The sequence below is a fragment of the Mycobacterium ahvazicum genome, from assembly GCF_900176255.2.
GTDB lineage: Bacteria > Actinomycetota > Actinomycetes > Mycobacteriales > Mycobacteriaceae > Mycobacterium > Mycobacterium ahvazicum.
The window spans coordinates 139,157-160,624 of sequence record NZ_FXEG02000002.1 but is presented as its reverse complement, the minus strand read 5'-3'; the positions used below and the strand labels follow the sequence as shown (position 1 = coordinate 160,624).

Annotated in this window: 26 protein-coding genes; 11 read left to right on the top strand and 15 right to left on the bottom strand. The window is 67.3% G+C overall.

Features of this window, described 5'->3' with window-relative positions:
* The first annotated feature begins 3 nt into the window (after positions 1–3).
* Positions 4–756 carry an MBL fold metallo-hydrolase gene (locus MAAFP003_RS02915; RefSeq protein ID WP_096284292.1) on the top strand — a complete coding sequence of 251 codons (753 nt, stop codon included), beginning with the start codon at positions 4–6 and terminating at the stop codon, positions 754–756.
* Positions 753–1,088, top strand: a complete 336-nt coding sequence (locus tag MAAFP003_RS02910; RefSeq protein ID WP_096284290.1) for a YnfA family protein — start codon at positions 753–755, stop codon at positions 1,086–1,088. The genes MAAFP003_RS02915 and MAAFP003_RS02910 overlap by 4 nt, the downstream gene beginning before the upstream one ends.
* Here the strand turns inward: MAAFP003_RS02910 and MAAFP003_RS02905 are convergent.
* Genes MAAFP003_RS02905 through MAAFP003_RS02880 form a run of 6 tightly spaced genes read right to left on the bottom strand, consistent with a single transcriptional unit; the run spans position 1,063 to position 6,454 of the window.
* Positions 1,063–2,418, bottom strand: a complete 1,356-nt coding sequence (locus MAAFP003_RS02905) for an NtaA/DmoA family FMN-dependent monooxygenase (RefSeq protein ID WP_096284289.1) — start codon at positions 2,416–2,418, stop codon at positions 1,063–1,065. The two genes, MAAFP003_RS02910 and MAAFP003_RS02905, sit on opposite strands and share 26 nt — an antisense overlap.
* Positions 2,415–3,533: an LLM class flavin-dependent oxidoreductase gene (locus MAAFP003_RS02900; RefSeq protein ID WP_096284287.1), complete on the bottom strand. Its 1,119-nt coding sequence runs from the start codon at positions 3,531–3,533 to the stop codon at positions 2,415–2,417. The genes MAAFP003_RS02905 and MAAFP003_RS02900 overlap by 4 nt, the downstream gene beginning before the upstream one ends.
* The gene (locus MAAFP003_RS02895; protein WP_096284285.1) at positions 3,530–4,636 is read right to left on the bottom strand and encodes an LLM class flavin-dependent oxidoreductase; all 1,107 of its coding nucleotides are present in this window, start codon (positions 4,634–4,636) and stop codon (positions 3,530–3,532) included. The genes MAAFP003_RS02900 and MAAFP003_RS02895 overlap by 4 nt, the downstream gene beginning before the upstream one ends.
* A complete protein-coding gene (locus tag MAAFP003_RS02890) occupies positions 4,633–5,118 on the bottom strand; it encodes a GNAT family N-acetyltransferase (RefSeq protein WP_096284283.1) in 486 nt (161 codons plus the stop codon). The genes MAAFP003_RS02895 and MAAFP003_RS02890 overlap by 4 nt, the downstream gene beginning before the upstream one ends.
* A gap of 17 nt (positions 5,119–5,135) precedes the next feature.
* Complete coding sequence (locus MAAFP003_RS02885) at positions 5,136–6,083, bottom strand: SAM-dependent methyltransferase (RefSeq protein ID WP_096284281.1); 948 nt, start codon at positions 6,081–6,083, stop codon at positions 5,136–5,138.
* Positions 6,083–6,454: a DUF3054 domain-containing protein gene (locus MAAFP003_RS02880; protein ID WP_096284279.1), complete on the bottom strand. Its 372-nt coding sequence runs from the start codon at positions 6,452–6,454 to the stop codon at positions 6,083–6,085. The genes MAAFP003_RS02885 and MAAFP003_RS02880 overlap by 1 nt, the downstream gene beginning before the upstream one ends.
* A gap of 67 nt (positions 6,455–6,521) precedes the next feature.
* Here MAAFP003_RS02880 and MAAFP003_RS02875 point away from each other — a divergent pair, with 67 nt between their 5' ends.
* From MAAFP003_RS02875 to MAAFP003_RS02865, 3 genes are read left to right on the top strand one after another with little or no spacing between them, the layout of a single operon-like run.
* The gene (locus MAAFP003_RS02875) at positions 6,522–7,706 is read left to right on the top strand and encodes an acyl-CoA dehydrogenase (RefSeq protein WP_096284278.1); all 1,185 of its coding nucleotides are present in this window, start codon (positions 6,522–6,524) and stop codon (positions 7,704–7,706) included.
* Between the two features lie 5 nt (positions 7,707–7,711).
* Positions 7,712–8,944: a serine hydrolase domain-containing protein gene (locus MAAFP003_RS02870; protein WP_243393748.1), complete on the top strand. Its 1,233-nt coding sequence runs from the start codon at positions 7,712–7,714 to the stop codon at positions 8,942–8,944.
* A gap of 17 nt (positions 8,945–8,961) precedes the next feature.
* Positions 8,962–9,561 (top strand): hypothetical protein, encoded by a 600-nt coding sequence (locus MAAFP003_RS02865; RefSeq protein ID WP_096284276.1) that lies wholly within the window; start codon positions 8,962–8,964, stop codon positions 9,559–9,561.
* Positions 9,562–9,570: 9 nt separating this feature from the next.
* Here MAAFP003_RS02865 and MAAFP003_RS02860 read toward each other — a convergent pair whose 3' ends face one another.
* From MAAFP003_RS02860 to MAAFP003_RS02850, 3 genes are all read right to left on the bottom strand, one after another.
* A complete protein-coding gene (locus tag MAAFP003_RS02860; RefSeq protein ID WP_096284274.1) occupies positions 9,571–9,972 on the bottom strand; it encodes a DUF4189 domain-containing protein in 402 nt (133 codons plus the stop codon).
* Positions 9,973–10,047: 75 nt separating this feature from the next.
* Positions 10,048–10,650 carry a TetR/AcrR family transcriptional regulator gene (locus tag MAAFP003_RS02855; RefSeq protein WP_207768446.1) on the bottom strand — a complete coding sequence of 201 codons (603 nt, stop codon included), beginning with the start codon at positions 10,648–10,650 and terminating at the stop codon, positions 10,048–10,050.
* A gap of 125 nt (positions 10,651–10,775) precedes the next feature.
* Positions 10,776–11,066, bottom strand: coding sequence for a CDGP domain-containing protein (locus tag MAAFP003_RS02850; RefSeq protein ID WP_096284270.1), 291 nt, complete (start codon positions 11,064–11,066; stop codon positions 10,776–10,778).
* 40 nt (positions 11,067–11,106) lie between these two features.
* Between MAAFP003_RS02850 and MAAFP003_RS02845 the strand changes: the two genes are divergently transcribed.
* Together MAAFP003_RS02845 and MAAFP003_RS02840 are read left to right on the top strand one after the other, a co-directional pair.
* The gene (locus tag MAAFP003_RS02845; RefSeq protein ID WP_096284269.1) at positions 11,107–11,304 is read left to right on the top strand and encodes a hypothetical protein; all 198 of its coding nucleotides are present in this window, start codon (positions 11,107–11,109) and stop codon (positions 11,302–11,304) included.
* 227 nt (positions 11,305–11,531) lie between these two features.
* Positions 11,532–12,905 (top strand): NAD(P)/FAD-dependent oxidoreductase, encoded by a 1,374-nt coding sequence (locus tag MAAFP003_RS02840; protein WP_096284267.1) that lies wholly within the window; start codon positions 11,532–11,534, stop codon positions 12,903–12,905.
* Here MAAFP003_RS02840 and MAAFP003_RS02835 read toward each other — a convergent pair.
* Genes MAAFP003_RS02835 through MAAFP003_RS02815 form a run of 5 tightly spaced genes read right to left on the bottom strand, consistent with a single transcriptional unit; the run spans position 12,902 to position 17,656 of the window.
* Positions 12,902–14,119: an O-succinylhomoserine sulfhydrylase gene (locus MAAFP003_RS02835; RefSeq protein WP_096284265.1), complete on the bottom strand. Its 1,218-nt coding sequence runs from the start codon at positions 14,117–14,119 to the stop codon at positions 12,902–12,904. The two genes, MAAFP003_RS02840 and MAAFP003_RS02835, sit on opposite strands and share 4 nt — an antisense overlap.
* Before the next feature lie 52 nt (positions 14,120–14,171).
* Entirely contained in the window at positions 14,172–14,579 is a 408-nt protein-coding gene (locus tag MAAFP003_RS02830) for a rhodanese-like domain-containing protein (RefSeq protein ID WP_096284263.1), read from the bottom strand.
* Between the two features lie 14 nt (positions 14,580–14,593).
* Positions 14,594–15,697, bottom strand: a complete 1,104-nt coding sequence (locus MAAFP003_RS02825) for an ATP-grasp domain-containing protein (protein ID WP_243393747.1) — start codon at positions 15,695–15,697, stop codon at positions 14,594–14,596.
* A gap of 22 nt (positions 15,698–15,719) precedes the next feature.
* Complete coding sequence (locus MAAFP003_RS02820; RefSeq protein ID WP_096284261.1) at positions 15,720–16,361, bottom strand: PaaI family thioesterase; 642 nt, start codon at positions 16,359–16,361, stop codon at positions 15,720–15,722.
* Positions 16,361–17,656, bottom strand: a complete 1,296-nt coding sequence (locus MAAFP003_RS02815) for an adenylosuccinate synthase (RefSeq protein WP_096284259.1) — start codon at positions 17,654–17,656, stop codon at positions 16,361–16,363. Before MAAFP003_RS02815 ends, MAAFP003_RS02820 begins: the two co-directional genes overlap by 1 nt.
* 138 nt (positions 17,657–17,794) lie before the next feature.
* Here MAAFP003_RS02815 and MAAFP003_RS02810 point away from each other — a divergent pair, with 138 nt between their 5' ends.
* The 3 genes from MAAFP003_RS02810 to MAAFP003_RS02800 are packed head-to-tail and all read left to right on the top strand — an operon-like array spanning position 17,795 to position 20,168.
* Positions 17,795–18,448 carry a peptidase M50 gene (locus tag MAAFP003_RS02810; RefSeq protein ID WP_207768445.1) on the top strand — a complete coding sequence of 218 codons (654 nt, stop codon included), beginning with the start codon at positions 17,795–17,797 and terminating at the stop codon, positions 18,446–18,448.
* 9 nt (positions 18,449–18,457) lie between these two features.
* Positions 18,458–19,234, top strand: coding sequence for a site-2 protease family protein (locus MAAFP003_RS02805; protein WP_096284257.1), 777 nt, complete (start codon positions 18,458–18,460; stop codon positions 19,232–19,234).
* Positions 19,235–19,274: 40 nt separating this feature from the next.
* The gene (locus tag MAAFP003_RS02800) at positions 19,275–20,168 is read left to right on the top strand and encodes a cation diffusion facilitator family transporter (protein WP_096284255.1); all 894 of its coding nucleotides are present in this window, start codon (positions 19,275–19,277) and stop codon (positions 20,166–20,168) included.
* Here the strand turns inward: MAAFP003_RS02800 and MAAFP003_RS02795 are convergent.
* The gene (locus tag MAAFP003_RS02795; RefSeq protein WP_096284253.1) at positions 20,165–20,578 is read right to left on the bottom strand and encodes a DUF3151 domain-containing protein; all 414 of its coding nucleotides are present in this window, start codon (positions 20,576–20,578) and stop codon (positions 20,165–20,167) included. The two genes, MAAFP003_RS02800 and MAAFP003_RS02795, sit on opposite strands and share 4 nt — an antisense overlap.
* Before the next feature lie 45 nt (positions 20,579–20,623).
* On the opposite strand from MAAFP003_RS02795, the gene MAAFP003_RS02790 reads away from it, so the two are divergent.
* Complete coding sequence (locus MAAFP003_RS02790) at positions 20,624–21,457, top strand: Rv0361 family membrane protein (protein ID WP_096284251.1); 834 nt, start codon at positions 20,624–20,626, stop codon at positions 21,455–21,457.
* Positions 21,458–21,468 lie beyond the last annotated feature (11 nt).

Genomic DNA, 21,468 nt, shown 5'->3' with positions numbered 1-21,468 from the left:
GGCATGGCACCAGCGCCAACACTTGTTCAAGTCACCGACACCGTGCACCTCGCCCAGGGTGAAGCCGTCAACTGGACGCTGGTCACCGACGACAGCGGCGTAATGCTGATCGACGCCGGCTATCCCGGTGACCGGGCAGCGGTGCTGGCCTCGCTGAAAGCCCTCGGCTACGGCGTCGGCGACGTGCGCGCGATCCTGCTGACGCACGCCCACATCGACCATCTGGGCTCGGCGATCTGGTTCGCCGCCGAGCACGGCACTCCGGTCTACTGCCACGCCGACGAAGTCGGCCACGCCAAGCGTGAGTACCTCGAACAGGTCTCGGTGATCGATCTGGCGCTGCGCATCTGGCGTCCCCGGTGGGCGGTGTGGACCGCGCACGTGGTGCGCAGCGGCGGCCTGATCCGCGACGGGATTCCGACCACCCGGCCGCTGACGCCCGAAATCGCCGCGGCGCTGCCGGGCCACCCCAGACCCGTTTTCAGCCCCGGCCACACCAACGGCCACTGCTCGTACCTGGTCGACGGTGTGCTGGCCAGCGGCGACGCGCTGATCACCGGGCACCCGCTGATACGGCACGACGGGCCGCAGCTGCTGCCGGCGATCTTCAGCTACAGCCAGCAGGATTGCATCCGAACGCTTTCGGCGCTGGCGTTGTTGGAGACCGAGGTGCTGGCGCCCGGTCACGGCCCGCTATGGCGCGGCCCGATCCGCGAAGCGACCGATGCGGCGCTGGAAAAAGCAGGCGCGTTGTGACCGTCGCCAAGTCGATCGCGTTGTTCGTCCTGGCCGCACTTTTCGAGATCGGCGGCGCCTGGCTGGTATGGCAGGGGGTGCGCGAACACCGCGGCTGGATGTGGGTGGGCTGGGGCGTGATCGCGCTGGGCGGCTACGGCTTTGTCGCCACCCTGCAGCCCGACACCCACTTCGGTCGCATCCTGGCCGCGTACGGCGGCATCTTCGTGGCCGGATCGCTGCTGTGGGGCATGGGTTTTGACGGGTTCCGCCCCGATCGCTGGGATGTCACCGGCGCGCTGATCTGCCTGCTGGGCGTGGCCGTCATCATGTATGCGCCGCGAACTCGCTGAGCCCCAAGTGATCCCGCAGCGTCTCGCCGGTGTACTCGGTGCGAAACGCGCCGCGCTCCTGCAGCAGCGGCACCACCCGGTCGACGAACTCGTCGAGGCCGTGCGGCGTCAGATGCGGGACGAGGATGAACCCGTCGCAGGCGTCGGCCTGGATGTATTCGTCGATCTCCTCGGCGATCCGGGATGCGGTGCCGACGAATTGCTCCCGGCTGGTGACCGCGATGATCAGCTCACGGATCGACAGCTTCTCGGCCCTGGCGCGTTCGCGCCACCCGCCGGCCACCTTGACCGGGTCGACGTGGGGGACCCGGCCCTGGGTGATGTCGCTGTCGACGACCGGATCGAATTCGGGAAGCGGCCCGTCGGGGTCGAAGTCGGAGAGCTCACGGCCCCATACCTGCTCGAGCATCGCGATTGCCGTGGCGCCACTGACCTGTTGATAACGGATGTGGCGCGCCTTGTCCTGCGCTTCGGCGTCGGTGTCACCGAGAACGAAGGTCGCGGCCGGAAAAACCTTGAGCTGGTTGGGGTCTCGACCCGACGCGACAGCCTTGCCCTTGACGTCGGCGTAGTAGCGCTGACCATCCTCCAAGGAGCCGTGCAGGGTGAAGAACGCATCGGCGTACCGGGCGCCGAATGCCCGCCCCTCGTCGGAGTCACCGGCCTGCAGCAGGATCGGATGACCCTGCCTCCCGACCGGCAGGGTGCCGAAGCCCCGGACGTTGAAGTCGGGGCCCCGATGCTCGACGGCGTGAATCCGGGACGGGTCGACGTACGTTCCGCTTTCGATATCGGCGAGCACCGCGTCGGCTTCCCAGCTGTCCCAAAATCTGCGCGCGACCGTGAGGAACTCCTCGGCCCGCCGGTACCGGTCGGCGTGCTTCAGGAAGCCGCCACGGCGGAAGTTGGCGCCGGTGAAGGCATCCGACGAGGTGACGATGTTCCAGCCGGCGCGGCCCTCCGACAGGTGGTCGAGCGTGGCGAATTGCCTTGCCACCTCGAATGGTTCGTTGAAGGTGGTATTGATCGTACCGGTCAGCCCGATCCGGTCGGTGACAGCGGCCAGCGCGGCCAGCACCGCGAAGGTGTCCGGGCGCCCGACGACATCGAGGTCGTAGATCCGGCCGCGGTGCTCGCGCAGCCGCAGCCCTTCGGCCAGGAAGAAGAAGTCGAACAGCCCACGCTCGGCGGTGCGGGCCAGGTGGACGAACGAGTCGAACTCGATCTGGCTGCCCGCGCCGGGATCGGTCCAGACCGTGGTGTTGTTGACACCCGGGAAATGGGCGGCCAGATGAATCGGCTTGCGGTGCTTACCGTTTCTGATGTTCATTGCGTCAGACCCCAGCGTTTGGCGATCAGCTCGTGCGACCGCAACCGGTCCTCGAACCGGTGCGTCACCGAGGTGACCACGAGTTCGTCGGCGCCGGTGACCCGCTGCAGTGCCTCCAGCCGCTCGGCCACCTCGTCGGGATCACCGACGAATTGCGTTGCCAATCGGTCCTTTACCAGGTCGAACTGCTCGTCGGTCAGGGGCGGCAGGCTGCCGGGTTCGGGATAAGGCATGGCACCTATGCCGCTGCGGATCGAGTACACCCAATGGCCGTAGCCGGCGGCCAGGTGCCTAGCGGTATCGGAGTCGTCGGCCACCACGATGTCGGCCGACACCACGACGTAGGGTTCGGCCAGCGCCGCCGACGGCACAAACGCGTCGCGGTAGGCCTCGATCGCCTCTAGGGCGGTGGCCGGCGTGATGTGATAGCTCGCCACGAACGGCAACCCCCGGGCACCGGCCACCCGCGCGCTTTGTCCCCGGGTGCTGCCGAAGACCCACGGCCGCAATCCGCTTCGTTCGCCCGGCACGGCATGCACGTCGAACCTACCGACGTGGTAGGTGCCTTCGAGCAGCGCGAGGATATCGTCGACCTGTTCGGCGAAGTCCGGGGATAGGGCCTGCGGCTGCTGCAGGATCCCCATCGTGGCTTGCAGCTGCTCGAGATCGAGCAGCCCGCGCAGGTCGAAGGGGGTCGGAACGACGACGCCGTCCACCTCGTGCCACACCCGCGGCGGACGGGGTTCCTTCGGCTTCTTGGGCTTCTGCTCTTCGGTACGGCGCTGCCCGGACCGGCCGATACCGAGGTCGATGCGTCCGGGATAGAACGCCTCCAGCACGCCGAAGCTTTCGACCACCGCGACGGCGGTGGTATAGCCCAGTTGCACCGCGGCGGCGCCGACCCGAATCCTGTTGGTAGCAGCCGCGATTTGTCCGATCAACACAGCGGGCGCCGCGCTGGCGACACCGACGAAGTGATGTTCGGCCACCCAGTAGCGGCGAAAGCCCCAGTCTTCGGCACGCTGGGCCAGTTCGACGGTGTCGCGCAGCGCCGTCGCCGCATCGCTTCCGGCGCTGATCGGCGAGAGGTCGAGGATGGACAGCGCAGCGTTCATCGCCGGACCGCCGCGTATCGGTTGGGCGCGACCGGCAGGCCGAGCCGGGCCCGCAGCGTCTCGCCCTCCTGATAGGCCTCCCGGAATCGGCCGGCACGCTGCAACAGCGGGACCACCTGGTCGACGATCACCGGCAGATCGGTGGCATTAACGGCAGGTCGCAGCCGCGCGCCGTCGATGCCGAGGCGCTGCCAATCGAGCAGCAGGTCCACCAAATCCGCTGGGCCGCCGGTGAAGTTGAGCGCATCGGAGCGGGGATCGCCGTCGCCCCCAAAGGACACCACTACGTCGGCATAGACCTTCAGCCGCGCACCGCCGGCAGCGGCCACCTCGTCCAGAATGCCGCGCAGCGAGGCCTCGTCCTTTGGCGTGATGAACACGAGATCGCCACTGGTAGAGGCAAATTCGTAGACCGGTAGTTGGTGGGCCAGCACCGCCACGACCGGCTGGCCCTGCGGCGGGCGGGGGGTGATCGACGGCCCCTTGACCGAGAAGAACTTTCCGCTGAAGTCGATGTAGTGCAGCTTGTCGATGTCGACGTAGCGGCCGGTCGACACGTCGCGGACGATCGCGTCGTCCTCCCAGCTGTCCCAGAGCCGGCGCACCACCTCGACGTAGTCGGCGGCCTCTGGAAAGAGGTCCGACAGGCCGTCCAGCGATACGTCGCGGCGGCCGAACAACGCCGCCTCGTGCGTGGTGGAGCTGACGCGAGGCTGCCAACCGGCCCGGCCGTGCGATACATAATCAAGCGTGGCAATGGATTTGGAGATATGGAACGGCTCCGTATGGGTCACCGTCGCCACCGGGATCAGCCCGATGTGCCGGGTCGCGGGTGCGATGCGCGCGGCGACCAGGGCGGCGTCGCCACGGCCGGCCAGCCGTCGCGGGTCGATCCGCTCGCGGCGACCGGGCTGCGGCATCAGGGTGTCGTCGATGGTGAGGAAGTCGAGCAGCCCGCGCTCGGCGGTGGCCGCAAGGCCGACCCAGTAACGTCCGCTCAGCTGCGACGGGGTGCTGGGGTCGGCCGCCAACGTGGCTCGCCACGCCAGCGGGTCCCAGCCATATCCGTCCAGCGCGACGCCCAGATGCAGTGCGCCGGTCACTTCAGCCACTTCTCGAAAGCGATCGGGAAGACCGGACCTTCGGACGGCAACGGCGCGTCCAGGCGGATGTATCCGGTGGCCTGATACAGCTCCTCGGCCTCGGGCTGACGGTTGCCGGTCATCAGATAGACCCGCCGGTAGCCACGTGCCGCGATCGCGGCCTCGAGTTCGGCCAGCAGCGCCATCGCGTAGCCGCGGCGACGATGCCGGCTATCGGTCCAGATTCTCTTGAGCTCGGCCGTCTCGGCGTCGAAGCGGCGAAATCCGCCGCCGGTCACCGGGCGGCCATCCAACAGGCCGATCAACATGCCCCCGTCCGGTGGCGCGAACTCGTCGGTGGGGTTGTCCTTGAGCCACGCCAACACGGTTGGTGGTGTGCTCTCGTAACGCTGCGCGTACTCGACGGCCAGCTCGGCCAGCAATGGCTGCGCCAACGCGTCGTCCAACGCGGCCGGCACAAACCGAAGCTGGGTCTTGGACATCACCTCACCTCTAACGCCTACCAGTTGGATGCATTCCAGCCGGGTGTTGCCCTGGTCCCGGCTGATCGTGTGGCGGTGACATATCGAGGCGTAATCGCGTTGTCATCGGGGGTGCCGCGCCAGCGGGTGGCCATTCCAATCGCACTGAACAAATCGGCGACATTTCGTTCCACGGTCTGCCAGCCGTGGTCGGCCAGATACTGCGGGACCGCGCGATATTCGCCGGGGTAGGTCAGACCGGCAAGGTCGACGTCGAGGCCGAATCGGCGCCAGGTGTTGACGAACGTCTGCGCGGCCTCCAGCTGGAAGGAGGACCAGGTGGGCAGGTGATCGCCGGCGAACCGGCTGCCGGGCGCGCTGACGGCCGAGACGTCGTCGAGCAACCGGCTCTGCCCGTCGGGAGGCAGGAACCCGATCAGCAACGTCTCGGCGACCCACGCCGTGGGTTGGGCGGCATCGAACCCCGACCGGTGCAGCGCCGTCAACCAATCGCGACGCAGGTCGACGCCGACCGCCCGGCGGTGCGCGGTCAGTTCGGCATCCAGCCGACGCAACACGGCGGTCTTGAAGTCGACTACGTCCGGCTGATCGATCTCGTACACCGTGGTCCCGGCTGGCCACCAGAGCCGATACGGCCGGGTGTCCAGGCCCGAGCCCAGGATCACGACCTGGGCGATGCCCGCCCGTCCGGCCTCGGCGAGGAATTCATCCAGGAATCGGGTGTGCGCCCCGAGCAGGCTGATGAGCCCGGTCATGATCGCGTTGTCGCCGCCGTCGTCGACGTACCGCTGGTCGTCGAGCATCCGGGTGAAGTACTGCACCCCCGCGGCGCGCACCAACTGCTCGGCGAACGGGTCGTGGACCAGACCCTTCGTGGTGGCCAGTGCCCGCGCGACCGCGCCGAACGTCGCGGTCATGCCGACGCCGCCGTCGGGACCCCAGCTGTCGTCGTCGGACCGTGCCATTAGACGTCGGAGCGGCGCCGCACCGTTAGTCCGACCGCCACCCGCCAACCGAGCAACAGCAGCGCGGTGACCGTCGCCGCGACCACCACGAAACTCGCGGCCACGCCCGCGGAGCTGACTTTGCGCAACACCATGCCGATCACCACGGTGCACAACCAGATGATCACCCCGGTAGGTGCGACGGCGGTGGGACGCCGCCACCCCCGGGACACCAGCCACCCGATCAGGGTGCCGGTGAGAAACGGCCAGGCCGTCGTCGCGATGCCGGCGAGATTGAGCCCCTCGTCGTGACTGCGGCGTCCCACGGCGCAGAACACCAAAACGCCCACCACGTCTGACAACAGGTAGGCCAGCCACCCCAGCCGTTGCATAGAGCGAGACTACCGGGCTGCACCGGAGGCTGTTCTTCGCGTCGGACGCGGTGGCAGGCTGACTGGTATGAGCACACACAAACCTCCCGCGTTCAACCGAGAAGACCCGCTTGGGTTGGACGCGTCGCTGTCCAGCGATGAGATCGCGGTGCGCGACACGGTCCGGAAATTCTGCGCCGAGCACGTCATCCCGTACATCGCGGAGTGGTTCGAGATCGGCGACCTGCCGGTGCGCCAACTGGGCAAGCAGTTCGGCGAGCTCGGGCTGCTCGGTATGCACCTGGAGGGCTACGGATGCGGCGGGTCCTCGTCGGTGCATTACGGCCTGGCCTGTACCGAGCTGGAGGCGGCCGACTCCGGGGTGCGGTCGATGGTCTCGGTGCAGGGGTCGCTGGCGATGTTCGCGATCTGGAACTTCGGCTCCGAGGAGCAGAAGCAGCAGTGGCTTCCCGGCATGGCCGCCGGTGAGCTGCTGGGCTGCTTCGGGCTCACCGAACCCGATGCCGGATCCGACCCCGCGGCGATGAAAACCCATGCGCGACTGGATGGTTCGGACTGGGTGCTCAACGGTCGCAAGATGTGGATCACCAACGGTTCGGTCGCCGACGTCGCGGTGGTGTGGGCCAACACCGATGACGGGATCCGCGGTTTTATCGTCCCGACCCGTACCGCGGGCTTCACCGCCAACACAATTCACCACAAGCTGTCGCTGCGGGCCTCGATCACCAGTGAGCTGGTGCTCGACGACGTGCGACTGCCCGCCGACGCGATGCTGCCCGACGCCAAGGGGCTGCGCGGGCCGCTGTCGTGTCTGTCCGAGGCGCGCTACGGCATCATCTGGGGATCGATGGGCGCAGCGCGCACGGCGTGGCAGGCCGCGCTCGAATACGCCGCGCAGCGCACCCAGTTCGGCCGGCCGATCGCCGGATTCCAGTTGACTCAGGCCAAACTCGTCGACATGGCCGTCGAATTGCACAAGGGACAGCTGCTGTCGCTGCACCTGGGCCGCCTCAAGGACAGCGTCGGGCTGCGCCCCGAACAGGTCAGCTTCGGCAAGCTGAACAACACCCGTGAGGCGCTCAAGATCTGCCGGACCGCCCGAACCATATTGGGCGGCAACGGAATATCACTGGAATTTCCGGTGATCCGGCACATGGTCAACCTGGAGTCGGTGCTGACCTACGAAGGCACTCCCGAGATGCACCAGCTGGTGCTCGGCCAGGCATTCACCGGTAGCGACGCCTTCCGCTGATGCGCGTGCGGCAGCTGCGCCCTGTCACCTGGCTGGTGATCGCCTGCCTGGTGGTGGCCTGCTGTGGGCCCAAGCCGCCGTCGACGCCCCCGCACGCGGGCTCCGCGGACCAGGCCAAGGCCGATGCCGTGCTGCGGGTGGTCGGAAACTTCATGACGCAGGCGCACCTGAAGGCCGTGATCGTTCGCGTCACGGTGGACGGCAAGGAGGTGCTCACCCGGGCCGTCGGCGATTCGATGACCGGGGTGCCGGCCACCACCGACATGCACTTCCGCAACGGCGCGGTCGCGATCTCCTACGTCTCGACGTTGCTGCTCAAGCTGGTCGACCAGAAGAAGCTGAGCCTTGATGACCGGTTGTCGAAATGGCTCCCCGACTTCCCCAATTCCGGACGAGTCACCCTGGGGCAGCTGGCGCAGATGACGTCGGGCTATCCGGACTACGTCATCGGCAACGAACAATTCGCCAACGAGTCATACGCGAACCCGTTCCAGCAGTGGACAACTCAAGACATCTTGGCCCAGATCTCCGGGCGGCCGCTGCTCTACGAGCCGGGAACCAACTGGAATTACGCGCACACCAATTACGTGTTGCTGGGCCTGGCGCTGGAAAAGGCCACCGGCCAGGACATGCCGACGCTGCTGGCCAATGAGGTGCTGGGCCCGCTCGGCCTCAAGCACACCGCGAACGCCGAGACGGCCGAAATCCCGTGGCCCGTCTTGCACACGTTCAGCTCTGAACGGCGCCAGGCGCTGAAAATCCCTGCGGGGGAACCGTTTTACGAAGAGTCCACCTACTGGAATCCGTCCTGGACGATCACGCACGGTGCCATTCAGACCACCACCATCGACGACATGGAAGCCACCGCCGTCGGGATCGGCTCGGGCAGGCTACTCTCGGGCGACTCGTACCGGAGGATGGTCTCGACGGCGCTGCGCGGCAAGACCCACGCCCAACCCGGCTGCCCGACCTGCTTCGACCAAAGCGAGGGCTATACCTACGGCCTGGGCATCATCATCTCCGGCGATTGGCTGATGCAGAACCCGTTGTTCTCCGGCTGCGCGGGCGTCGAGGCCTATCTGCCGGCCCAGAAGATCGCGATCGCCGTCGCGGTCACCTACGCTCCGGAAGCATTCGACGACCAGGGCAACTACAGTAATCAGGCCGACATACTGTTCCGCAAGATCGGCGCGGTGATGGCCCCGAACGCGGCCCCACCGATGCCACCGGGGAGATGAGCGAAGGAGTTTGAGGTATGCGGATTCTCGCTATCGCGTGCATGCTGGCGCTGAACGCGTTGGCGGTGCCGACCGCCGTCGCCGATCCCACCGGCACACTGCCGCCCATGACAGCCACCAACGGCGGACCGATCATCGGCGGCGGGGGCGCCGCGTCGCAGATGTCGCAGCAACTCAAGAGCCTCAACGATCCGAACGTCCAAGAAGTCGACGGTCCCGACGCGGCGCAATTCATCGCTGCCGCAGCCGGTATCAGTGATCGCGACCTCGCCCTGCCGTTCATGGCGCTGCAGCGCGCGCTGGGGTGCCAGAAGAACAACGCCGGGTTCGGCGCGCGCGGCTATCGCCGCAACGACGGGAAATGGGGAGGCGCGATGCTCGTAATCGCCAAGAGCGCCTACCCGGACGTCGCCGCCATGAAAGCGTGCGAGATGTCCAACTGGCGCCGGCCATCGATGGGCAGCCCCACCCAGATGTGCAACAGCGGATGGGCTTATCCACCACAGACATTCAACGACAAGGGCGGCGACTTCATCGTGTTGCTCGCCGGCACGAACTCCGACTTCTGCACCGCGCTCAACGGGAACTACAAGAGCTCCGCCTCGCCGTGGCCGTGAGCCGGGTACTCACCAGCCGCTGCAGCCGTCGAGGTCGATGATCGAACCCGGCCCCGCGCCGTCGCGCGCCGCGGCATCGGCGGCGTCTTGGGTGAAGGCCTGGCGCCCCGCCAGGATTTTCCCGTCGGGGCTCTCCGCGATCGACAGACAGCCCAACCCCGAGATGACCACCTGGCAGTCGTTGGTTTTCCCGATCACGTCGCACCACATCACGGCCGCGTCCTCGGCCTTTTGCTGAGTCGGGTAGCCGGTGCGGATTGATTCTTCGCCGGTCGACTGCGACGCCGCGATGGCGCCCCAGCATCCCGGTCGGCGATACAGCGAGATGTCAGCCTTCGCCGCCGGCGCGGTCAGTGCCGATCCGGTGGCCGCAAGGACGCCGATAATCGCATATGGCGCAACGTGCTTCATGGTCAGACGATGGCAGCCGCAGCTGGGCAGGGCTTATGAGGTAGTTCTGAGGCCCGTGAGAACGGCCCGGCCCGGTCACGCCGTCAGGTCACCACTGACGTAGTGCTGCAGATTGGGGGCGATCGCCGCGATCGCTTCGCCTTCGGTCATCGATGCGATCGGCTCGATCCTCCAGATGTAGCGCATCAGCGCGAACCCCATCATCTGTGTCGAGACAAGCCCGCTGCGGATCATCCGGTCGCGTTCGTCGACACCGAGGTTCGATACACCCATCAGGCTGCCCTCGACGATCCGGCGCAGCTTCTCGTGGGTGGCCGGTTCGTGCGCGGCGGTCTGCAGGATGGCCCGCAAGGTGGGCGCTACTTCGTCGTCGGCCCAAGCCCCCAGCAACAAGGTGATCAGCGCGACACCCAGCTGATCGACGGGCGTGGTCCACACCTTGGCGACATTCTCCAGGAACTTTTGCGGCGGGTTCGTCGCCGCGTCCAGCAGACCTTCCTTGGACCCGAAGTAGTGGTAGACCAGCGCCGGGTCGACGTCGGCCCCCCGTGCGACCGCGCGGATCGTGGTGCCCGCCCAGCCGTGCTGGGCAAACTCGTCGCGAGCGGCCGCCGTGATCCGCGCCGCGAGCACCCCCCGTTCATCTCGGGGCCCCGGGGTTATCGATCTGTTCGGCATAAGAGTTTCATTGTAGCGTGAAATTCCCCTTGCGTTGAGACTCTTTTCAACGTGGCGTGAAAGTAGGCCAACTGTCCGGGAAATACGGGAGACGGCGCTCCCGTCAGCAGCCGAGCGCCGGGGTCCTAGTCGTCGATGTGCGTCGGTGGGTCAGTGAACGCGACGCCAGCCGGATGTTGGTCGGGACCCAACGTCTGGCAATTCGTGTTGGCGACGTAAACGGGAGAACCGTCACGCCCGCCGGCCGGGGGAAACACGACGCAGCGTTGCCAGGTGCCGTCGGGCTGGACGGGTCCGTCGCACTTACTGAGTACGACGCCGCCCAACTGGCAGCCGGCGCCGGCCGGGGGCGCCGAGGCAATCAGTGCGCCGACCGAAAGCGCGACAACCGTTCCGACCAAGCCAAATTGCTTCATTGATCTCTCCTGAACAGGCCGCTGGGACGGACACTACTCGGTGGATCGGCGGCCGTTCGCGATTGGCGATGACGCGGATGTCGCGCGCCGCGCAGGACTACAGCTTGTCAGCGGGCTCCTGCACCGGCACCGCGGCGCCAACAAGGTGTCACGGCCGGCGGAGCAGCTCTACGCGGTGGTAGACGAGGCGATGCAGGTGCTGGAGCACGCCGAACTGGTCCGAGTGACACAGCGGTGATCGGAGCTCGCATTGGAATGCCACCCATTAGGGCACCGCGGCCCTGGCCGACGGCAGTGTAGGCAACAGATCAAGGTCCGAACCGGTCTCTCTTGGCGGCGGCGCGACGGCGCCGGCACCAGCAACCCTGCGGCCACACCCAACGTTCATCCCGCCGAAGTCGTACGGTGGAGATGCGCTGCGGAGACTGTAGGAGCCAGACGGATCACAGGACCTGAAGGAGAATCATGTCGCGCCATCGCGTCGTCGTCATCGGAAGCGGGTTCGGGGGGCTCAATGCGGCCAAGGCGCTCAAGCGCGCCGACGTCGACGTCACCCTGATCTCCAAGACGACCACTCACCTGTTCCAGCCGCTGCTCTATCAGGTGGCCACCGGCATCTTGTCCGAAGGCGAGATCGCGCCCGCGACCCGGCTGATCCTGCAGCGGCAGAAGAACGTGCAGGTGCTGCTGGGCGAGGTCTACGACATCAACCTGACCGCCGGCACCGTGACGTCGAAGCTGATGGGCATGGAGACGGTGACACCGTTCGACAGCCTGATCGTGGCGGCCGGTGCCCAGCAGTCCTACTTCGGCAACGACCAGTTCGCGACGTACGCGCCCGGCATGAAGACCATCGACGACGCCCTCGAGCTGCGCGGCCGGATCCTCGGTGCGTTCGAGGCCGCCGAGTTCACCCACGATCCCGTCGAGCGGCAACGCCGGCTGACCTTCGTCGTCGTCGGCGCGGGACCCACCGGTGTCGAGGTGGCGGGCCAGATCAAGGAGCTCGCCCACCGCACCCTCAAGCAAGCGTTTCGCACCATCGAGCCCCGCGATTGCCGGGTGATCCTGCTCGACGCCGCGCCCGCGGTCTTGCCGCCGATGGGCGAGAAGCTGGGCCTCAAGGCACAGCAGCGGCTGGAAAAGATGGGGGTCGAAGTCCAGCTCAACGCGATGGTCGATGACGTGGACTACATGGGCCTCACGATCAAGGAGAAGGACGGCACGAAGCGGCGCATCGAATGCGCGTGCAAGGTGTGGGCGGCGGGCGTGCAGGCCAGCTCGCTGGGCAAGATCCTCGCCGACCAGTCCGACGGCACCGAGGTCGACCGGGCCGGACGGGTGGTCGTCGAGCCCGACCTGACCATCAAAGGCCACCCGAACGTCTTCGTGGTCGGGGACCTGATGTCGGTGCCCGACGTGCCCGGGATGGCCCAGGGCGCGATTCAGGGCGCGCATTACGCGGCGACGTTGATCAAGCACATGGTCAAGGGCACCGACGATCCGGCAAACCGCAAGCCCTTCGACTACTTCGACAAGGGCAGCATGGCCACCATCTCGCGATTCAGTGCCGTCGCGCAGGTCGGCAAGCTCGAGTTCGGCGGCTTCATCGCCTGGCTGGCGTGGCTGGGGTTGCACCTGCTCTACCTCGTCGGCTTCAAGAACCGGTTCACCACCGTGATCGCCTGGTTCATCACCTTCCTGGGCGACGGGCGCAGCCAGATGGCCATCACCAACCAGATGATGTACGCCCGAGTCGTGACGAACTGGATGGAAGCACAAACGCAAGAAGCGATGACCGAAGCCGAACGCCAGACCGCCGAGCAGAGAGCCGGCTAGCTCAGGGCTTGGTCGATGTCGGCGATCAGGTCGTCGGTGTCCTCCAGGCCGACCGAGATGCGGACGACGCCGTCACCGAGGCCGATCGCGGCGCGCCCTTCCGGCCCCATCGCCCGGTGTGTGGTCGTAGCCGGATGTGTGACAAGCGATTTGGCGTCACCGAGATTGTTCGAGATGTCGATCAGCCGCAGCTTGTCCAGTACTTCGAAGGCCCGCTCCTTGGCGCCGCCGGGGGCGTTGAGCTCGAAGGTGAGCACCGTTCCGCCACCGGACATCTGACGCTTGGCCAGGTCGTACTGCGGGTGCGATGTCAGGAACGGGTAGCGCACCCAACTCACCGCCGGATGCTCTTGCAGGAACTCCGCGATCCGCTGCGCCGAGGCATTGCTGTAATTTACCCGAACCGACAGTGTCTCAAGGCCTTTCAGCAGCACCCAGGCGTTGAAGGCACTCATGGCCGGGCCGGTGTGCCGCATCAGCTTCTGCACCGGGCCGTCGATGTATTCGCGATCGCCGAGGATGGCACCACCGAGCACTCGGCCCTGGCCGTCGATGTGCTTGGTGCCGGAGTACACCACCACGTCAACCCCGAGCGGAAAGCCTTGCTGCAGAAGCGGAGTGGCAAAGACGTTGTCCAGCACCACTTTTGCACCCGCAGCATGCGCAAGCTCGGTCACCGCGGCGATATCCACCAGCGACTGCATCGGGTTCGACGGCGTCTCGAAGAACACCGCCTGGGTGGGCACCGATAGCGCCTGTTCCCACTGGGCGAGGTCGTCGCCGTCGACGAAGACGGTCTCCACACCCCAGCGCGGCAGGATCTCGTTGCACACCACGAAGCACGATCCGAACAGGCTGCGGGCGGCCACCAATCGGTCGCCGGCGCCCAGCAGCGCGCCCAGCGAGGTGAATACCGCGGCCATGCCACTGGCCGTCGCGAACGCCGCCGGCGCATCCTCGATCAGCCGCAGCCGTTCCTCGAACATCGACACGGTCGGGTTGCCGTAGCGCGAATACACAAAGCGGTCCAGCTCGCCGGAGAACGCCTGCTCGGCCGCCGCCGCCGACGGGTAGACGTAGCCCGAGGTCAAGAACATCCCCTCGGCGGTCTCGTCGAACTCGGACCGTAACAGCCCCCCGCGCACGCCGATGGTGGCTTGGCCGACGCCGTCGGGCAGTGCCTTCGGAATGCGAACCGACGGAACATTGTTCATTACCGTCGCTCCTTGATCCCGGCTGCGCCGGCATCATCGTCGTCGATGCGGGTCATTGCTGCTTCCAGGGCAGTCCGACTGCCCGCCAACCGGTTTCACCTCGATGTCCCTGAGCGTCGAGGTTGCCCTCGAAACCGTCGAGGATGTTGTAGGACGGCTCGATACCCGCCTCGGTCGCGGTCTCGGCGGCACCGATCGAGCGGTTGCCGGAGCGGCACAGGAAGACCACCGGTCCCGCCTGCGCGGGAAGCTTGTCCTTCAGTTCGGCCAGGAAGTTGTTGTTGTGCCCGGTCGAGGTGTTCCACTCGATGAAGACCGCGTCGCGGTTAAGGCTCGACAAGTCCGGCACCCCGACGAACCGCCATTCGGCATCGGTGCGCACGTCGACCAAGACCGCCTGCGGGTTGTCGCTGAGCAACTTCCATGCCTCAAGCGGCGTGATATCTCCTGCGTAACTCATTCTCGTGAGTCTAGTTAACGTCCCTTGGCCGCCGCGGTGGCCACGTCGCGGGCCCGGTCGCGGGCGGATGCCACATCCGGCGCGGTGGCCAGCGCGACCCCACGCCGCGGTCCCGGCCCCGGATCGAAGATGCGAAGGTCGCTTTCCGGCACGGCCAGCGCCGCGGTCAGTGCCTCGGCGGTGGGCGCCGGGTGACTCGTGCGCGCGGCGGCCGGTGAAATCATCAGGACATCCACCGGCAAGCCGAGAATCGCCCGGGCCTGCAACTCGAATGCCGAAATCCGCTGGCTGCGCACGGTCACCCAGACACTATGCGGCAGAACGGCGCTCACGTCGGAGAAGTACACCTCGTCGCCGTTGACCATCAATTCGACACCGAACACGCCGCGGCCGCCGAGCGCCTTGACGATGCGCGCGGCGATCGATTTGGCGGCATCGAGGGCCGCCGGATTCAAATGCTGGGGCTGCCAGGATTCCAGCACGTCGGGTTCGGCGCGACGGTGCCCGATCGGCGAACAGAACTCGATCACCGGCCCGCTCGGACCCTCGCTGCGGATTGCGAGCAGCGTGACGTAAAACTCGACCTCCACCACCGTTTCGGCCAACACGCGCGGCTGCTCGGCCTGCCCCGTCGCCCGCCGCCACACGGGCTCGATGTCGTCGGGGCCGGACACCATCGAGCGCCCGGCCGTCCCGCCCAGCGGCTCGACCAGCAACGGATAGCCGCCGTGTGCGGCCACCGCCTTGAGGTCGTCGAGCGAGCCGGCGAACCAGAACGGCGCGGTGGGCAGACCCAGCTGGTCGGCGGCCAGCCTGCGCAGGCCCTCCCGGTCGTTGGTCAACCGGACGGTGCGCAGGTTAGGCACCAATTCGATGCCGTCGTTGTCGGAGCGGGCCGCGAGCGCCTCGAGCGCCGGGACGGAGACCGGGCTGGCGGCGGTCACCACGACGTCGGGTTGCAGCCGGTCGATCACCCCCGACACGGTGTCCATGTCCGAGTGCTCGTGAACCTCCGCGCCCAGGCGGCGCAGCGCGGTCGTCAGCTCGCGGCTGAGTTCGCCGGAACCCAGCAACAACACCCGGGGCACCCCTGCGGTCTCGCGTCGTCCTTCGGTCACAAGTGCATGCTACGGGCGCGCGTCAGGGCTGACCGGGCAATAACCGCACCATCAGGCCGTTGCCCTCGGCCAGCAGCGTCTCGTCACCGTCGACCAATTCGGCGGAGACGAACGCCTTGCGGCCCTCGGTGCTGGTCACTCGCCCGCGCACCAGCAACGGCACGTCGGTCGGCGTGACCTTGCGGTAGTCGACGTGCAGAAAGGCCGTGCGGCTGATCGGACGTCCCGCGGCGTGCGAGATCATCCCGAACATGTGGTCAAACAACAACGGCAGCACACCGCCGTGCACCGCGTAGTTGCCGCCCACGTGGAAACGAGTGAAATGGCCCGTCATTTCGACGCCGTCGGGCGAATAGCGCGTCAAGGTCCACGGCGGCAGCAGCAAGCTGCCCATGCCGGGCAGACCAGGCGTGCGGCCCGCCGGCGCCTGACCTTCCACCTGGGCCTGAAACGGCCCCAGCAACTCCGTCAGCGCAACCACCCGATCGGCCGCGTCGTCCCAGATGGCGTCGGCCGGGTCGGCGGAGACAGCGAGGTCCTGCAGCCGGCGCATGGCCGCCACGAACCGGCCGAAACCCGGGCCCGGGGTGGCCGGGCCGTATTCGGGAAAACCGCCGTGGTGTTCGTATTCGGGATCGAGTTCTTTTGGATCGGGATCGCTCACTAGTGCGCCGCCAGGACGTCGCGGCGCACGATGGTCTGATCCCGTCCCGGCCCGACTCCGATGCACGAAACATGTGCTCCGGCAAGCTCTTCCAGACGCAGCACGTAGTCACGCGCCTTGGCGGGCAGGTCGTCGAACTCGCGGGCCGCCGAGATGTCTTCCCACCAGCCGGGCAGCTCTTCGTAAATCGGCTCGGCGCGGTGCAAATCGGTTTGCGTCATCGGCATTTCGTCGGTCTGCACGCCGTCGACGCGGTAGCCGACGCACACCGGCACGGTTTCCAGGCTGGACAGCACGTCGAGCTTGGTCAGGAAGTAGTCGGTGATGCCGTTGACCCGGGTCGCGTAGCGGGCGATGACGGCGTCGAACCAGCCGGTGCGCCGCCGGCGCCCGGTGGTGACCCCGAATTCACCGCCGGTCTTGGACAGGTATTCGCCGCTCTCGTCGAACAATTCGGTCGGGAACGGGCCCGAACCCACCCGCGTCGTGTAGGCCTTGAGAATTCCCAGCACCGTGGTGATCCGGGTCGGGCCGATGCCGGACCCGACGGCCGCGCCGCCCGCGGTCGGATTCGAGGACGTCACATAGGGATACGTGCCGTGGTCGACGTCGAGCAGCGTGCCCTGCGAGCCCTCTAGCAGGACGGTCTCGCCGGCCTCCAGCGCGGTGTTGAGCAGCAGCCGGGTGTCGCGGATGCGGTGCTGGAAACCCTCGGCCTGTTTCAGCAGGGCATCGACCACCTGCCGCGGATCCAGCGCCTTACGGTTGTAGATCTTGACCAGGATCTGGTTCTTGAGTTCCAGGGCGCCCTCGACCTTTTGGGCCAGCTGCTCGGGATCGAGCACGTCGGCGGCCCGGATGCCCTGACGGGCGATCTTGTCCTGATAGCACGGTCCGATGCCGCGGCCGGTGGTGCCGATCTTCTTGTTGCCCATGTAGCGCTCGGTGACCTTGTCGATGGCCACGTGGTAGGGCAACAGCAAATGCGCGTCGGCGGAGATCAGCAGTTTGGTGGTGTCGACACCGCGATCCTCCAGGCCCTTGAGCTCGTCGAGCAGCACGCCGGGATCGATCACCACGCCATTGCCGATGACATTGGTGACGCCGGGCGTCAGCACGCCCGACGGGATCAGATGTAGCGCAAAGTTTTCCCCGGTGGGCAAGACGACGGTGTGCCCGGCGTTGTTGCCACCCTGGTAACGCACCACCCACTGCACGCGCCCACCGAGCAGGTCAGTGGCCTTACCTTTGCCCTCGTCGCCCCATTGGGCGCCGATGAGGACGATTGCCGGCATGACATGCTCCCGCCTGGTCTCGCCTGCTTATTGTGGTCCAGCCGGGGACTTACCTTAGTCCGGTGACGATGCGGGCGTCTTTCGGCCCGCTGAGGAACCGGGCAAATTTGCTCGAGCCCAGCAGGTCGCGAGGAGCCCATGAATATCGCCACGGACACGGCCGACATGGCCGTGTTGTGGTTCGGCGACCGGCGACTGCCTGGTCCGCTGCACGGGCTGCCCGTTCATCGGGTCGAGGACCCGGCCGACATCGACGCCGCGATCGGGCCCTATCGACGGCTGATCGTGCTCGGCGCCGACGCCGAACTGGCCGCCGTGCTGAACCGGCTGCTGCGCGCCGGGCGACTCGACGTCGAAGTGGCCTACGTGCCGCGTCGCCGCACCCGCGCCACCCGCGTCTACCGCTTGCCGGTGGGACGACGAGCGGTCCGTCGGGCCCGGCGCGGCACATCCGGGCGAGTCACCTTGGTACGCGACGAGACCGGCGCGGTGATCGTCGGCCGCGCCGGCTGGCAACCACCCGGCGACCGACGGCACATCCACGGCGAGGCCGTCGTCGACGACACGCAGCTGTTCGACGGCCACATCACCGGCGCGTACATCGAGCCGACGCTCGCGGTGCCGGGGTTGCGCGCCGCGGTGCACGGACGCTGGCGTCGCTGGGTGGCCGGGCGCGCCGTCCAGTTGGGCAGCACCGGCGTGCTGGTGGTGCGCGACGGTGTCGCCGCGCCCCGCCCGGCCAGGCGATCGACCTTCTACCGTCACGTCGAAGGCTGGTTGCTGGTCCGGTAGTTTCGACCGGTGGACTCACACGGGCACGCATCGGTGCGGCCGAGCCCAATCTTCTTGGCACTGGTCGCATTGACAGCCGTCGGCGGTGTGCTGGCCTGGCTGTCCGGGACGACCGTGAAGCCGATGTCCTACGCCGGGGTGTTCATCTTCGTGGTCGCCGGCTGGCTGGTTTCGTTGTGCCTACACGAATTCGGCCATGCGGCGACCGCGTGGCGGTTCGGCGACCACGACGAGGAGGTCCGCGGCTACCTGACGCTGGACCCGCGGCGCTACGCCCATCCCGGGCTGTCGCTGCTGCTGCCGATGGTGTTCATCGCGCTCGGTGGGATCGGCCTGCCCGGCGCCGCGGTGTATGTGCGCACCTGGTTCATGTCGCCGGCGCGCCGCACCCTGGTCAGCCTGGCCGGCCCGGCCGCCAACCTGGTGCTGGCGGTGCTGCTGCTGACGCTGACCCGGCTGTTCTTCGACCCGGAGCACTGGGTGCTGTGGGCGGGCGTGGCGTTTCTGGGCCTCCTACAGATCATGGCGGTGGTGCTGAACCTGCTGCCCGTCCCCGGGCTGGACGGCTATGACGCCCTGGAACCTCATCTGAGCCCGGAGACGCAGCGCGCCGTGGCGCCGGCCAAGCAGTATGGCGTGTTCATTCTGCTGTTCCTGCTGCTGGCGCCCGCAGTCAACCAGTGGCTGTTCGCGGTCGTGGACTGGCTCTTCGACTTCTCCGGGGTGCCGCACCTGCTGGCCAGCGCCGGCAACTCGCTGACCCGCTTCTGGAGCCGCTGGTTCTAGGTCTTGCAATATATGCGTTGCCGCGCATATATTGTTGGCCATGGGCGCAGGACACAGTCACACCCCCGCCGAGGCCGACGCGTCTCGGATGATCCCCCGCATGATCATGGCCGCCGGGATTTTGGCGACGTTCTTCGTAATCGAGCTGACCACCTCGCTGCTGATCAATTCCCTTGCGCTGCTGGCAGATGCCGGGCACATGCTGACCGACGTCGTCGCGGTGTTCATGGGGCTGGGAGCGGTGATCCTGGCCAAGCGCGGCAGCACGTCGCCGAATCGCACTTACGGCTGGCACCGCGCCGAGGTGTTCACCGCGGTGGCCAACGCGGTGCTGTTGGTCGGCGTGGCGACGTTCATCCTCTACGAGGCGATCGAGCGACTGGGTACCGGAGCGGATGTCCCCGGTATACCGATGATCGTCGTGGCGCTGGCCGGGCTGATCGCCAACTTCGTGGTCGCGATGCTGCTGCGGTCGCACTCCGAGGGCAGCCTGGCCGTCAAGGGCGCCTACATGGAGGTGATCGCCGACACGGTCGGCAGCCTGGGCGTGCTGATCGCCGGTGTCGTGACCGTCACGACGCACTGGCCGTACGCCGACGTCGTGGTCGCCGTGCTGGTGGCCCTCTGGGTGCTGCCCCGCGCATTCTCGCTGGCGCGCGCCGCGCTGCGGATCCTGTCCGAGGCGTCACCGGCCCACATCGACGTCGAGGAGCTGCGGTCGGCCCTGGGTGCCGTCGACGGCGTGACCGAGGTGCACGACCTGCACGTCTGGACGCTATCCCCGGGCAAGGACATGTGCACCGTGCACCTGATCAGCTCCACCGACTCCACCGCCGTGCTCAGCGACGCGCGTGAGGTGCTGCACGAGCGCGGGCTCGAGCACGCCACCGTGCAGGTGGAGAGCCGCGACAGCGACTGCTCGGAGAACTGCTAGAGGCCCAGCTCTTTGCGGGCGGCCGGGTCGCAGTCGTCGAGCAGGTCCAGGCAGCGGTTCAGCTCGTCGGTCTCGCCGATCGTGTCGGCGGCCTTGGCCAACGCGGCCACACAGCGCAGGAAGCCGCGGTTGGGCTCGTGCGAATAGGGCACCGGGCCAAAGCCCTTCCAGCCGTTGCGGCGCAATTGGTCCAGGCCGCGGTGGTAGCCGGTCCGGGCGTACGCGTACGCGGTGATGGCCCGGTCGTCGGCCAATGCCTCCTCGGCCAGCGCCGCCCAGGCCACCGACGCCGACGGATGCGCCGCCGCGACGATGCCCGGATGCTCGTTGGCGAGCAGTTCGGCTTCGGCTTCGCTGTCGCCGGGTAGCAGGATCGGATCGGGTCCCAGGAGATCACCCATTGGTGTCATGCGTTCTATTCTGCCGTCCCGCCGCGGATGACTAAGCTCCCACTCATGCCTAACCCACCGGAGCCCGACCGCGGCACCCCGCCGGGTGTGGACCCGACCGCGGAGCAGGCCGACGACGCAACCGAGGCCCATCCGATGGTTCCTCCCGATCCCGAGACCGAGACCGTGGTGATCGACAAGCCCGATCCCGGCACCGATCCCGCGGCCAATCCGGACGACCAACAACCCGAACGTCGCTTCACCGCGCCGGGCTTCGACGCGAAGGAAACGGCGATCATCCACACCGCGCCGGAGCCCGCGACGGAGGTGTTCTCGACCCCGGCCGGCCCGCCGGGACAGCCGCCACTGCCTGGACAGCCCCCGATGCCTCCGAAACCTGCTGTGCCGCAATCTATTCCGGGCCGCGACGGCACCAAGCCGCAGCCGTCGGGCAGGGGTTTCAACTGGGGCTGGGTGCTGGCGATCACGGTGATCGTGTTGGCCCTGGCGGCGATCGCCATCCTGGGCACCGTGCTGTTGACCCGCGGCAAGCACTCGCACGTCTCGCAGGAAGACATGGTGCGCCAATCGATCCACGCGTTCGACACCGCGGTGCAGCGCGGCGACCTGACCCAGCTGCGCAGCATCACCTGCGGCACCACCCGTGACGGCTACGTCGACTACGACGAGCACTCGTGGAACGAGACCTACCAACGGGTTTCGGCGGCCAAACAGTATCCGGTGATCGCCAGCATCGACCAGATCGTCGTCAACGGCCAGCACGCCGAGGCCAACGTCACCACCTTCATGGCCTACGACCCGCAGGTCCGCTCGACGCGCAGCCTCGACCTGCAATACCGCGACGACCAGTGGAAGATCTGCCAGTCCCCCAGCGGCTAGTCATCTCGCCC